The sequence below is a fragment of the Citrobacter amalonaticus genome (genome assembly GCF_037053465.1).
Lineage (GTDB): Bacteria > Pseudomonadota > Gammaproteobacteria > Enterobacterales > Enterobacteriaceae > Citrobacter_A > Citrobacter_A amalonaticus_H.
Map to the genome: position 1 here is coordinate 1 of NZ_JBALIF010000007.1, position 13,314 is coordinate 13,314.

At 47.4% G+C, this 13,314-nt stretch carries 15 protein-coding genes; 1 reads left to right on the top strand and 14 read right to left on the bottom strand.

The window, feature by feature from the left end; all coding sequences use genetic code 11:
• Window positions 1-462: 462 nt before the first annotated feature.
• The 11 genes from WB371_RS13060 to WB371_RS13110 all read right to left on the bottom strand — a co-directional run bounded on the left by WB371_RS13060 (window position 463) and on the right by WB371_RS13110 (window position 6,396).
• Window positions 463-771, bottom strand: coding sequence for a CcdB family protein (locus WB371_RS13060; RefSeq protein ID WP_336220504.1), 309 nt, complete (start codon window positions 769-771; stop codon window positions 463-465).
• 2 nt (window positions 772-773) lie between these two features.
• Window positions 774-1,013, bottom strand: a complete 240-nt coding sequence (locus tag WB371_RS13065; RefSeq protein WP_336220505.1) for a type II toxin-antitoxin system CcdA family antitoxin — start codon at window positions 1,011-1,013, stop codon at window positions 774-776.
• 108 nt (window positions 1,014-1,121) lie between these two features.
• The gene (locus WB371_RS13070; protein WP_336220506.1) at window positions 1,122-1,328 is read right to left on the bottom strand and encodes a hypothetical protein; all 207 of its coding nucleotides are present in this window, start codon (window positions 1,326-1,328) and stop codon (window positions 1,122-1,124) included.
• Entirely contained in the window at window positions 1,321-1,716 is a 396-nt protein-coding gene (locus WB371_RS13075; RefSeq protein WP_336220507.1) for a DUF6088 family protein, read from the bottom strand. Before WB371_RS13075 ends, WB371_RS13070 begins: the two co-directional genes overlap by 8 nt.
• A gap of 70 nt (window positions 1,717-1,786) precedes the next feature.
• Window positions 1,787-2,620: a DUF4942 domain-containing protein gene (locus WB371_RS13080; RefSeq protein ID WP_336220508.1), complete on the bottom strand. Its 834-nt coding sequence runs from the start codon at window positions 2,618-2,620 to the stop codon at window positions 1,787-1,789.
• A 160-nt stretch (window positions 2,621-2,780) separates the two neighbouring features.
• Window positions 2,781-3,431 carry a metallophosphoesterase gene (locus WB371_RS13085; RefSeq protein ID WP_336220509.1) on the bottom strand — a complete coding sequence of 217 codons (651 nt, stop codon included), beginning with the start codon at window positions 3,429-3,431 and terminating at the stop codon, window positions 2,781-2,783.
• Window positions 3,432-3,508: 77 nt separating this feature from the next.
• Complete coding sequence (locus WB371_RS13090) at window positions 3,509-3,850, bottom strand: TA system toxin CbtA family protein (protein WP_336220510.1); 342 nt, start codon at window positions 3,848-3,850, stop codon at window positions 3,509-3,511.
• A 14-nt stretch (window positions 3,851-3,864) separates the two neighbouring features.
• A complete protein-coding gene (locus WB371_RS13095) occupies window positions 3,865-4,182 on the bottom strand; it encodes a type IV toxin-antitoxin system YeeU family antitoxin (RefSeq protein WP_336220511.1) in 318 nt (105 codons plus the stop codon).
• 17 nt (window positions 4,183-4,199) lie between these two features.
• Complete coding sequence (gene radC / locus WB371_RS13100) at window positions 4,200-4,673, bottom strand: RadC family protein (RefSeq protein ID WP_336220512.1); 474 nt, start codon at window positions 4,671-4,673, stop codon at window positions 4,200-4,202.
• Between the two features lie 9 nt (window positions 4,674-4,682).
• Window positions 4,683-5,504 (bottom strand): DUF932 domain-containing protein, encoded by an 822-nt coding sequence (locus WB371_RS13105; protein ID WP_336220513.1) that lies wholly within the window; start codon window positions 5,502-5,504, stop codon window positions 4,683-4,685.
• A 199-nt stretch (window positions 5,505-5,703) separates the two neighbouring features.
• Window positions 5,704-6,396 (bottom strand): hypothetical protein, encoded by a 693-nt coding sequence (locus WB371_RS13110; protein WP_336220514.1) that lies wholly within the window; start codon window positions 6,394-6,396, stop codon window positions 5,704-5,706.
• Window positions 6,397-6,634: 238 nt separating this feature from the next.
• Between WB371_RS13110 and WB371_RS13115 the strand changes: the two genes are divergently transcribed.
• Window positions 6,635-8,371: a P-loop NTPase fold protein gene (locus WB371_RS13115; RefSeq protein WP_336220515.1), complete on the top strand. Its 1,737-nt coding sequence runs from the start codon at window positions 6,635-6,637 to the stop codon at window positions 8,369-8,371.
• 105 nt (window positions 8,372-8,476) lie between these two features.
• Here the strand turns inward: WB371_RS13115 and WB371_RS13120 are convergent, their stop codons facing one another.
• Genes WB371_RS13120 through WB371_RS13130 form a run of 3 tightly spaced genes read right to left on the bottom strand, consistent with a single transcriptional unit; the run spans window position 8,477 to window position 13,312 of the window.
• Window positions 8,477-9,613 carry an FRG domain-containing protein gene (locus tag WB371_RS13120; RefSeq protein WP_336220516.1) on the bottom strand — a complete coding sequence of 379 codons (1,137 nt, stop codon included), beginning with the start codon at window positions 9,611-9,613 and terminating at the stop codon, window positions 8,477-8,479.
• Between the two features lie 15 nt (window positions 9,614-9,628).
• Window positions 9,629-10,126 carry a hypothetical protein gene (locus tag WB371_RS13125; protein WP_336220734.1) on the bottom strand — a complete coding sequence of 166 codons (498 nt, stop codon included), beginning with the start codon at window positions 10,124-10,126 and terminating at the stop codon, window positions 9,629-9,631.
• Window positions 10,127-10,177: 51 nt separating this feature from the next.
• Complete coding sequence (locus tag WB371_RS13130) at window positions 10,178-13,312, bottom strand: type I restriction endonuclease subunit R (RefSeq protein ID WP_336220517.1); 3,135 nt, start codon at window positions 13,310-13,312, stop codon at window positions 10,178-10,180.
• Window positions 13,313-13,314: the final 2 nt, after the last annotated feature.

Below are 13,314 nucleotides of genomic sequence, written 5' to 3' on the forward strand. Positions count from 1 at the left end.
CTTAATCACAGCGATGATCTGATGCTCAGTAAAACGGGCTTTACGCATAGCGATCTCCTTCGTTGGCAGATTGATTATGCCGGATGATCTCTAAATGTGAATGGCACGATTATGCGGGATACTTACAATCACATCCCCCAAAAAATAATCATCTTGACATTGGTAGCATATGAGACACCAAAATAAACCACAACAGAATCTTGACGCATTTTTGCAAGGAGTACACTTATGGCCCGGATCGAAGGCCGGACCGCATTTTACGCCATAACTAACTGAAATAGATGACATTATAAAAACAGAGAATCGCTATATATACTCACATGTATACTCAACGCGATTCTCTGGAAAATCAGCTAATTCAAAAATCACTCGTCATATTCTTCCACTGGCTCCAGCGCGTCAAGTCCTACCCTGCTACAGCGATAGAATGGTGAACAACTCTCCATTTAACCTGCAAGCTATTCAGAACCCGTCAAAAATAAAATCGAGAGCATTTTTGATGGTTTGCCTGTGGGAACGAACGTCCATCACCTCATCACCAATCTGCGAAAGCCTGATACTCGCCATTTCGTGAGTCATCACCAGATAGTCATTACCTTCCACATTCAGCGTGGGCGTCAGGCGTTTAACGGGGCGATTAACCAACCGACTCACTGGAAACAGCGGGATAACCATACGGGTGTGCAGCTCTTCAATAATATCGCTCTGCACGTCCAGTAAATAGGGATACGCCTGACTGTTGCCTTTATTGCGATACACCACGTATTGCATGGTTAAAACGTCCTGTAATCGTCCGACAAAAGGCCGTGCTCATCAGTAATACGATTGAGCTCCTGCAAACCTGCTTTGTTTTCAGCTTTCCAGCGCTCAACACCTGTAGCACTGAGTTCCTCTTTCAATGCAGCAGTAAGCACCGCAGACAGATTGACACCGGCATCGCGGGCTTGCTGAAGCAGTACAGGTTCCAGCGTGACGCTGACTGTCTTTTTATGTCGTACACTCATACCCGGCATAGGGTCTCCTGAAATTACACGTGTAGTAAACACATGTATCTAGTATGGGGAAGATTTAAGCAAATGGCAATGAGGGGCGATTATCGGAGGGAGTAACTTCTCTGCTTGTCAGGCTTCCTTTAAACGATTGGCAAAATCTACCATATCCGAGTGACTCACCACGCGACCAACATCCACATCGGCAAGACCGACCTGGATAACCTGATAACGTCTCTCACTTTTCAGTGGCATATAGTAGTCTTTTTCCACAATCGCGACGGACTCAATACCCAGCGCATCCGCCACATCGGAAAACAGAGTGGTTAAATCATCCATTTAATTTACTGTTCCCTATGGATAATGCGCGCTTAAAACGCGAAGATGTTCTGATCTCTGGTGATACCGGGATTTGCGTGGACTCACCGCTGTTATATGCCTGCGTTGCTCCGGCAAAACGATAGCGTACCTTCAGGCGTTCCAGCGCCTCGACAATCACCGCTGAAGAGCCTCCTGGCGCTGCGGGCATGACCTTACCGGTGATGCTGTTCTGGCGTGCTTTGGTGTATACGCCATACCCCACCTTCAGCAGTTGCCCTTCTTTAATGAGATCGCGCAATACCCTGCCGACCTGATCATAGCCTGCAATATCTTTGAAATCGTCACGAGTGAATACATAGTGTTTTGAGCGTTTCAGTCGTGACTGAATGCGTGCTTTTATCGTCATATTCGCCTCCTGAGTCACTGCATACAGATTAGCAAACATACGACATTTTTGATAGCAAACATACGACATTTCATTTCGCTGGCAGCGCGCCCGGATAGTGCTTCGCCACGATATCATTCATCTTCTCTACCAGATCCAGCCGCTTAAAGGTGATATGCCCACTTCCCTTCTGGAAATAACGAATGGTAAAGAGATCGTCTTCGAACACCTGCTCATGCGGGTTATCGCGAACAAAATCCATAAACCGGATGGAAACATCATGCCGGTTATCGGGAATGGTTTTGCCATCCAGCAGGCACAGCATCCTTTCCAGATCGGCGAGCTGATCGCGTCGCCAGCCCCAGTTCAGGCTGTAGCCCCATTTGTCATGCTTCACTAAGCTGTTAATGATCATCCGCTTGCCAAAGTAGCAGGGATGGTTGGTTTTGTAGTCCCAGCTTAATCCTTTAAACACGTTGATAATGCCACGCTCGAATACCTCCTGCTTGTTATGATGTAACTGCTCAAAGGTGCTGAGAATATTGGCTTCGCTGATAGCTGGAAGATCGCCCTCTTCCAGATTTTTCGCCCACTGATTGCGGGCTTCGGCATCCATCAACGTCAGCATCCCGGATTTGAGCATCAGGTCACGCCAGATGCTGCGGTCGATATTACGGGTGATTACCGGCATCGCTTTATCCACCGGCTGCACCAGCCAACAGTCGAAGGAATGGCCCTGACGCATCGCCCAGTGATCCGCCACGTCACCACCAATCTCCGACGTCAGCCGCGAGATAGCGTCAAGCTGGAGGATCAGCGTCTCAATTTGTTGCAGCGCAGCGTCGCGCCCCGACACGATACGCTCGATACTGGTCGAACAAATCAGCTCGTTATGGTCGGTTAAGACTTCAGCTTCTGTTTGCATGATATTTGTCCATATAAAAGCAAACGCGCCTGCCGGGAGTGGCAGGCGCATTATGCGGTGAATAAGGGGAGTGAGAAGGTGAGAAAGGTAAATCGGGAAAGCGGCTAGCAGGAAATATCGCGAGTTTGCACTCATTCCATTACAGCTGCGACTCACCTCCCTAAACTTGCAATAACGTCAGATTGCCGGTGAAGACGGCCCCGGTATCAATGTAATGCTGGTTGGCAAATTGCAACGGCAGATGAAGCGGCGTATGGCCGAAGATGAACTGGTCAGCGCCGCTGATGGTCTCAACCTGTCCATGATCCGACGTGGTAATGCGATCCCGGCTCCACATCACGTCATCTTCATTCACTGGCTTACCATACCCATAATGCTTGCCAGGATAATCGGCATGGCAGATAACGTGCGTTTTGCCCAGCGTGGCGACTTCGATGATCAGAGGTAGCGCGACGATCTGCGGCAATAGAGTTCTGACCTGCCGCTCCTGTTCGCGCTTCAGCTCAAAGAACCAGCCGCCGCCGTTCATTACCCAATGGGCCTCGTTGCCGTTGTACAGCAGGCAGTCCAGCATCATCTGCTCGTGGTTGCCGCGCACCGCCCGGAACCATGGGCGGGTCAGTAACGCTAGGCATTCCACATTTTCCTTACCACGATCGGCCAGATCGCCAGTTGAAATCAGCAGATCTTGTTCAGTGTCAAACCCGATGCTTTTGAGCTTCTTCATAAGCAGGCCGTGGCAACCATGCAGGTCGCCGACAACCCAGATATTGCGCCACTCAGCGCCATTAATTCGCTGATAAACAATCATTTTCATCTCCGGATAATCAGACTTACCCAGCGTACCTTATGCCGCTGACGCAACCTGTCAGTGGCCCGATAGCTGTATTAAGACGCTACGGGAAAGGCCACACGGCTGAGGCCGGTGGCATGGCGGGCACGCAGGACATCCAGCGGGGTGAGATACGGCTCCTGTTCACTGGCGGTGAAACCCTGCCGGTCGATGCGAACCAGGCCGCAACGCTCCACAATGAAATTCACGGCGTCCATCGGCGACACGGAGCGGTCAATATGTTCCTGAATGACTGAATCATCGCTAAACGGCGTGTCGTTGAGTTCCAGTCCATAGTGGCGCTCAAACAGGTACGCCAGCAGTTTTTGCCAGGCTTCGACAGGTGACGGGCGTGACAAAGCCGCCGCCGGTGAAGGCAGTGATAGTGCGTGTTGCATAGTAATTTCCTTGTTTATTCGACCGGGTAAATCGTCAGATAGACATAACCGTAGCTGCCGTTGGTATCGGCTTCGCAGGTCAGGCCATTCAGAGTGAGGGTGAAACGGCGGGAACAGCGCGGATCTAATTCGCCGCTTTTCAGCCCGGCTTCCATCCGTTTTACAAACTTTGGAAAGGCCGCATTCAGCGCTTTTACCTGCTTTGGTGTGAATTCGCCACAGAACCCGGCACGGTCGGCAAGGTAGTGAAGCTGGTTGCCTTCCTGCACCAGCCGTGCGCCAAATGACGGGGTAATATCGTCGCGCAGTCCCCAGACAGACTTTTGTTGCATGACTACCTCCCATGTTGTTACAGCCAGCCACATTCAGCGAAGGAAACGATGTCACCAGCGCCGACGATGAAGTGATCCAGCACGCGCACATCCACCAGCGCCAGCGCTTTGATTATCTGGTCGGTGATGTGTTTATCCTGTCGACTCACCTCTGTTGTTCCCGAAGGGTGGTTATGCGCAAGGATCACCGCTGCCGCGTTGTGGCGCAGTGCGGACTTCACGATTTCGCGGGGATAGACTTCAACGTGATTAATAGTACCGAGCGCGAGGGTTTCATATGCCAGCAGGCGATTCTGGTTATCGAGGTAGAGCACCATAAAAGCCTCTCGCTCCTGCTGCGCCAGGTTTAGTTGTAACCAGACCTTCGTAAACGTCGTAGCAAGAAACTGCTCGCCGGGGTGACGCTGGTATTTCTCCAGCAGACGCAGCGCCCGGCGAATAACGCGTTGCTCATTGGCTGAAAAAACGGGGGTCAATATCAGTTCAGACATAGCGTTTCCTTAAGAGACCAGCGGCAGCATATTTTCTGCCAGTACCCACAGGGCGCGGTTAAGTTTGATATCACCATCAATGCCCTGAATAGCACGGGTGTGACGGCGCTTTCCCTGTGCCGAGCGGCCATTCAGACCGCCTTTTATCAGGTTTTCCTGCACGCGCTGGAAGGTCGTCCACAGGTCATCTTTCTTATCCTCCCAGCGACGGGGGGTTAATATCTGCATTTCTGTTACCGGGTGATGCTCTTCGCCATAGCGGTACGTCAGCGCAGCGTGGGCATAGGCTTGTTGGTTTTCAGGCGAGAGTGTGATGGCCTGCATAGTTTCCTTGCCCTGCTCGATGCGATCGAACACACCAAGCACTTCATACGCCCCCTCAATCACCTGCCCCACCACATCGCCTTTGTGCGGCACGCGGATTTCACCGAATGACTGACTGCAAACCAGACCATTCGAACAGACCTGACGATACATCCCCGGCAACATGCGATAGCTACTGGTGCCGTCATGGCTATTGAGCAGCACGATTTCCTGCACTTCCTTTTGAGTGATTTGCCCGGCGCGACGCAGGCGCAACATGTGCTTTGTGTACTCACGGCGATCCGGATCACGCACTCGGGCCTGACAGGCGAAGAAAGGCTCAAAGCCTTCGCGTTGCAGGCTTTCCAGTACAGTGATGGTCGGGATATAGGTATAACGACTGCTACGTGATTCATGTTTGTCGTCGCCAAAGACGCCTGGAACAACGCGCATCATTTCATCGTGGGTTAACGGGCGATCGCGGCGAATGGACGTTGCCGCGCCGTAGAGGGTGGATAATCGGGTCATAGTGAGATTTCCTTTTGGGCATAAAAGCGAAAGGCCATACGTCCCGCAGGAGGTATGGCCTTTGATGATGGACCACCAGCAGTGTCCGTAAAAGATCAGGATGTTTTCGGCTCCTGTTGTGGTTTTTCAGGAACGCTAAAAATCACCAGAAAGAACAGCAATAGAAGGAGACCTTTTACAACAGCGCCTGGGTTCGAGTTCATCGGGGAAGTCCTTCGGGTTGAGGTGACGCCTTAAGAAAGGTAGTTGAGGCAATGCAACCAATGGTGCGGGTGGACAGCATATCCACCGCACCGCTGACGATCCCCCCGGCCAGAGGCACCAGGCGCACCATATTTTCCGCACTGACCAGCCCCGCGCGAGTTGCCAATAGCGCAAGGGTTTTCTCCGTGACCTGCTGTGTGACGACTGCGGTCCAGCGATCAACGACCTGCAAGGAGAGTTCCTGCAATAACGCTTTCGCCGCATTGCCACACAGACACAATCCAGCAAGCGCACGGATACGTTCGTCGGACAATCGATGTTGCCCAAGACAAGCGATCGCCGCCACCAATCGAGTCTGGAGAAACAGCACGCTAGTAATGTTAAGCGGCAGCGTGACTGGCAAAGCCACTACCCCACCGATACCAGAGAGAAAGCCACTACTGCCAGCTTTGATGCTTTCCCAATGGATCATGTTGCGAGCAGCAAGGTGCACATATCCGTTGGCGTCTTCCAGATAGCGGGAGGCAAGCATTTCAGCGGACTCAATACCTGCTATGCCGCTGACGGCTTTGTCGTAAAGCCAGCCGACAATGGAGTGAAAAGAGCGCGGGTGGGCGGTTTCAGTGGATTCGTCAGTATCCTCATCCGGGTCTTCTTCGTAGTCTTCATATTGGGTGTTCAGATCCATATCACTCCTTTGCCATCAGGCAGATAAAAAGAAGGCCGGAACCACTACGAAAGTGGTTCCGGCCTAGGTTCTGTTGGGTGATATGGGTTTGAAAAAAATTCGAAATCAGGTGATCAATGTGAATGCTGCCCGAGGGCATTGCTGCTGAGTAAGATCATCCATCTTGAGTTATATAAATTTTGTTGCGCAGCCAACCGTCTGATGTATCTTGAATAAAAACAAGTATCAGGAGCGATGCATGACGTTAGAATCAACAAAAACACAGTTGGAGCAATTGCTTGCTGATAAGGATAACAAGGTTATTTCGCTCTCAGGTAAATGGGGTACAGGCAAAAGCTACATGTGGGAGCAGATCAAATCATCGTCTGGTGATGATATGGTCAAAGGGGCGCTTTACGTATCTCTGTTTGGTCTGTCAGGCATAGAACAAGTGAAAATGAAGCTGATCCAAAGTGCGGTACCTGCTATTGAAGCCAACCCTGGATTTTGGGACAGTGCGAAAAAAACAGTAGCATCAAGTGTTAAAGTTTTGGAAGGTTTTCACAAAGGGTTTGGGGCTCTAAATGATCTAGGTCTAATTTTCGCTCCAGCAATGCTTCGAAAAAAACTTATAGTTATTGATGATATCGAACGCAAACACGAAAAATTGAATATAGACGAGTTATTAGGTTTTATTGATGAGTTCACTCAACAATATGAATGTCGCTTTATGCTTATTCTAAATACGGATCAGCTTGCACAGCGGATTGTATGGGATACTCTTCGCGAGAAGGTCATCGATCAAGAATTAAAATTAACAACCTCAGCGTATGAAGCTTTTGACATTGCCATTTCACTGACTCCTTCAGATTATTCAGAGCATATTAAAAAATCAGCAGTATCTTGCAAATTAACTAATATTCGCATTATCAGAAAAATCATCAAGGTGATCAATTATGTCCTGGGTGGTCGTCGCGAGCTAACAGATACAGTTCTTGCCCGGGTGATTCCTTCAACCGTCTTGCTCTCGGCAATTCACTATAAGGGTATTGATGACAGCCCTGATCTTGACTTTATTTTATCTCACAATGCCATGCACGACATACTTGGCGTGGAAAAGGACAGTGCGGAAAAGGAATTAACAACAGAGAGTAAGAAGCAACAGTCGAGATGGAAGTTACTTCTAAACGAAACCGGAGTTACAACTTGTGATGAATATGAATTTTTGATTGTTGAATTTTTACAATCTGGGATGTTCGATGTATCACAGGTTGCAAAGATAATTGATCGCTACGTACGAGAATCTGATGAGATGAATGCCAATTATGAGTTTCATATATTTAGAGATCGTTTTATCTGGGACCATACCTTAAGTGAAACGCAACTACGTGACATGGCAACCAAAATATCAAATCGTGCATATTTATTGAGCGCACAGACAGTTAGTTCATATTGCGAAATTCTTTCTGAACTTTCTGACTGTCAAGATATAATACATTCTGTCCTAACTCAATGGATTTCAAAATTTCAACAATCTAATAATACGGAAGATATTAAGTACTTTAATTTAGTTCGTCATTCACTACATCTTCATCCTCGCATCATAGATGTGTTTGAAAAACAAAAGCACAGCATTCAAGCCAATACATCTATCTATGATGCCTGCCAATACGTGGCCGAGCATAGTGCTTGGGGCTCACGCCAAACTATAGCTTTTAAATCAGCTACAGAGGAGGATATTGAGTCCATAATAAAAACTAGAGAATATTCAGAGATGCGTTCATTCGTATTACTAATGCTGGATTTTTGCATCCATAGAAAAACATATGAAGAGCATTTCGGAAGCGGGTTAGACAAATTTCTTCAGGTCTGTAGGAATATAACCCGCGATCCTAATTCAGGTCGTCTCGGGAAGCTGATTCGAAACTTGTTCTCCGAGAAAGAATACAAAGATTTGCTGGGTGACGTAACGCAGATACCAACCGATCCAACATAGCCAGACTGCACTACTTCTAGCAATTCAGAGGATTCACTTCTTAAAGTGAAGTCCAAGACAGGTGGGCCGCTTAACCAGCAGCTTACACATGAGTCTTCAGAATAACTATAACGGCGGATACAGCTCTTTAATATCTTTAGCTTGCTCCGGAAGTTCTGGATACAAATAGCTACGAGTTATTCCTAACGAAGCCAACTCTTTTAATATTTTCTTTTTGGCATCTGCTTTTATCAATACTCGTGAAGGGCAACAAAACTTCTCAACGCCCCAGTTTTTATTTTCCATTGGAGGCCAGATAATGAATAACCCCTGCTGGCGTTTAATTCTTTCGTTGTTTAATTGTGGATACACAAAATTAAAGGTTGTAAATTGAGATACGAAATTACCAATATTAATATATCGATTATATGTTATTCCAATATCTTCAGAAAAATCAGAGATTATCGCATTTACAATTCGTCGGTATGCACTTTCAAAATCAAGAACAAATAGTTTGGTTTTTAGATAAATTTCATCACTAGCACATTCATTTTTTAAGGACTCAGGGTTACTTTCGTTACAAAAGGAATTAATAGCATCATTAATATTATTAAGAAAAACGGATATAGATATAAGATCGTCACGATCAACATTGGAATACATATGCATTAATATTCCTCTGCAACCTTGTATTAATTTCCTATATTCTTTCTCAACGCTGATGCACTCGCACTTACTCTTTTCATTAATCTTCAAAAATTCATCCAAGCGATCATGGATCATTCTCCCCAAGAAAGAAAATTGCAATTTACGTTCTAAACCAGCCAGCGAAGCATCAGGTATTGCATGTGGATATGCTATAATTGATCTTATTTGCCTGAATAATAATACTTCACCATCTTCATGAAATTCATTCTCACAAGCAAAAAATAATGCTATTAATGGATTTTCTGTAAGATCTAATAAACGAGTCGGTAATCCGTTATGCTGCATTCGGATTAATCGGTCGAAAATTGATTTATCAGGGCCAAAAGCATCAGGATTACGACGCAACATCTCCTGATACAACTCATACTCATGCGCACGATAGCTTTTTCCTTGCCCATCTTCGCGATAGATACTGGGTTGAAGTTGCCATTTTCTATTGGCATGTCCTCGATAGAGCAACGCAACCTTCTCAGGCCCGGCATCACTAAAACCGCTTATTTTTTTCACCCATGTCATAAATCCGTGTAGGGTCGATATTTTTGATGTCTTTGCCATTAATAGAATCTCATCTTATAAAGCAAAATATAATAAACTTAAAAAAGCCCCAGCTATAAAAGCATGCCTAAATATCGCTATTTCAACTAATTCGTCAAGCCGTTGTCTTTTCCATGATGGGCTACCCCAACCTAATTGAAATAATGTAGCCCATGATAGAACAAATATCCCGGAGGCACTAATAGCTTCTTTCCAGGCTAATGAATAGGAAATCTGAAACTCCCCTGAATAAAACCCTATCGCAGCCACTATAAAAAGCACGCCCAACATTATTAACACTGAAACAAAAAGGGATTTTCTTAAATTATTGTAACATTCTTCGAGATGATATTTATGGTCATCAGGGTTTAAGCTGTAGTTTCCCTCTTCAAGCTTCTTTCGGTATTCATCTTTTTCAAGATCAAATGCCATACTGTTAATAGCAGCAAGCGTAATAAATCTTTCCTTACTAAAGAAAAAATAAAACATCGATTTATAAATATTGGCTTTCTTAGGTAACGGTTCTGTAGTCATATTTGTCACAAAAAAATATCAGCCAACAGCCCAATGCTGCTGGCCCAAAAATCACATCGTCCAGTGATTCGAAATAACTTCCGCTTGTTTTAAAATTAACTCCACCGCCCCCGGTGTTTTATCGGGTGGATATTTATAACGGCGCAGAGTCTGGCGAACCAGGATACGCAACCTTGCACGTACACTTTCACGTACCTGCCAGTCAACGGTAGTGGATTGGCGCAGCTTCAGCGTCACTTCTATCGCCAGCTTTTTAAGCACTTCATCACCTAATTCCCTGACAGCGCTTTCATTTTCTGCCAGTGCGTCGTAGAAGGCGATCTCGTCAGGATTCAGGCCAAGCGCATCATCACGCGCCATTGCGGATTGAAAATCCTTCGCCATCTGGATCAGCTCTTCAATCACCTGCGCCGTCTCAATCGCCCGGTTGTTGTATTTAATCAATACGGCCTGAAGACGTTCTGAATACTTCTTCTCCTGCACTACGTTATTTTTTGTGCGGGACTGGATACCATCGTTAATCAATTTTTCCAGCAACTCTACCGCCAGGTTGCGATATGGCATATCGTGGACTTCCTGCAAAAACTCATCAGAAAGTAAGCCAATATTAGGTTTATCCAGCCCAGCCAATGTGAAAATATCATCCACACCGTTAGCAATAACGGCATTATCCAGAATCTGTTTCAGGGCAGAGTTCTTTTCAGCCTGGCTTATTTTTTTGTCCACGCTGGTAAATTTGCTGATCGCCGCTTTCACCGCAGACAAGAAAGCAATCTCTAGCTTATAAGGTTGTGCCGCATCCAGTGTGCAGCAAAGTGACCAGGCTTTAGTAATCGCCAGTACGTTATCAAGAAAACGCTTCTTACCGTCTTCAAGACCAAGTACGTAGTTTGCAACCGGCACCAACAGCTTCTGTGCATGCGCCTCAAAGCCTGTGTAGTCAAAACCTGCTGACGTTGCTGTTTTGGCAAACATGCCATGGATGATATCCAGTTTTTCCAGCATGATCGCCAGCGCTTCTTCAGCGTCAATGGTCGCATCACCTTTACCGTTTGCATCGGTATAAGTTTTCAGCGCCAACTTTAATTCATTGGCGATACCGATGTAATCCACCACCAACCCGCCGGGCTTGTCTTTGAATACCCGGTTGACGCGAGCAATAGCCTGCATCAGGTTGTGACCGCGCATTGGTTTATCAATATACATGGTGTGACAGCAAGGAGCGTCAAAGCCGGTCAGCCACATATCACGCACAATCACCAGCTTTAGCGAGTCGTTCACATTCTTAAAGCGTGACTCCAGCCGTTTTTTGGTACGTTTATTGTAGATATGCGGTTGCAGCATCGCCCTATCGGATGCTGTACCTGTCATCACGATCTTGATTTGTCCTTTTTCAGGATCGTCATCATGCCACTCCGGGCGCAGTGCAATAATTTCATCGTAAAGATGGACGCAGATTTCGCGGCTCATCGCGACAATCATCGCCTTGCCGTCCATTACAGTATTGCGCCTCTCAAAGTGAGCGATCAGATCGGCGGCAACCTGTTGAAGACGCGGTTTTGCACCAACCAGTTTTTCCAGACGGCTCCATTCACCTTTGGTTTTTTCACGCTGGTCCAGTTCATCATCTTCAATCAGTTCATCAACCTGATCGGAGAGCGCCGCCAGTTCTTCATGATTGAGATCGAGTTTCGCCAGTCGGGATTCGTAGTGAATAGGCACCGTTGCGCCATCATCCACCGCATCCTGAATATCATAAATCGAGACGTAATCGCCAAATACAGCGCGGGTATCACGATCCTCTGCCGAAACCGGCGTTCCAGTGAATCCCAGAAACGAGGCGTTAGGCAGTGCGTCACGCATATGTTTAGCGTAACCGTATTTATAGACGCCGGTTTCCCGGTCCAGATTAGCTTTCATGCCGTACTGGCTGCGGTGCGCTTCATCGGAAATAACAACGATGTTACTGCGCCCATTGAGTACCGGATGGGCGTTTTCCCCTTCCTCCGGTGAGAACTTCTGCACGGTAGTAAAGATAATGCCGCCAGCATCGCGGGTTGCAAGCAGTTCACGCAGTGCTTCGCGATCATTTGCCTGCACTGGCACTTGTTTGAGCAGTTCCTGCGCCTGACAGAATGTACCGTAAAGCTGACCGTCCAGATCGTTACGATCGGTCACAACCACAATCGTCGGGTTGCCCATCTCCGGCTGTTGTAGCAGTTTGCCGACATAACAACACATGGAGATGCTTTTACCGGAACCCTGTGTATGCCAGACCACACCAGCTTTCTTACTGCCAGGCTGAATGTTGCTGTGCAGGGCCAGTGGCTTACCGGTAGCAGCGACAATTGTCGCCTGCACGGCCTCGCGCACCGCGTGGAACTGGTGATAACCAGCTATTTTTTTAATCAGCCTTTCATCGTTGTTCTCGAACAGGACGAAGTAACGAATATAGTCGAGCAGCAGTTCCCGGTTAAAGAACCCCCGTACCATAGTTTCCAGTTGCCATTCCAGCAGAGGTTTATCATTTTCATTGCTGATAGCTTTCCACGGCATAAAACGCTCTTCCGAGGCGGTCAGGGAACCCACTCGTGCCAGACAGCCATCGCTGACAATCAGCGCTTCATTGCTGATAAACAGATCGCGGATTTCGTCTTTATAGGTCTGTAACTGATGGTACGCATCCCAGATATCTACTTTGTCGTCGATGGGGCTTTTCAGTTCCACAACCGCCAGTGGCAGTCCGTTAATAAAGCAGATGATATCCGGGCGACGAGGCTGTTTCGTCCCGCTGATGGTCATCTGATTGACCACCATAAAACGGTTGTTTTGTGGCTGGTTAAAATCCACCAGCAGGGCGTGATCGTGGATAAGTTCTTCGTCGCGACGGTACTGTACCGGAACCCCTTCCAGTAGCCAGTGATGGAAGGCTTTGTTACTAGCAATCAGATCCGGGCTTTCAGCGCGAGTAATACGGGAGATAACCTGTTCGAAGACGTCAGCGGGCAGGTGCGGGTTGATTTTTTGCAAGCAGGTGTTCAACACGGGCGTCAGGAATACATCATGATAGCTGGAGCGTTGCGGATTACTGCCATCCGGGGCAATATCCGGCCCGTGATGAATTTCCCAGCCTTGTTCGGCAAACCAGCTCAGGCAAAGCTGCTCTAAATCGTCTTCGGTCAGCATCG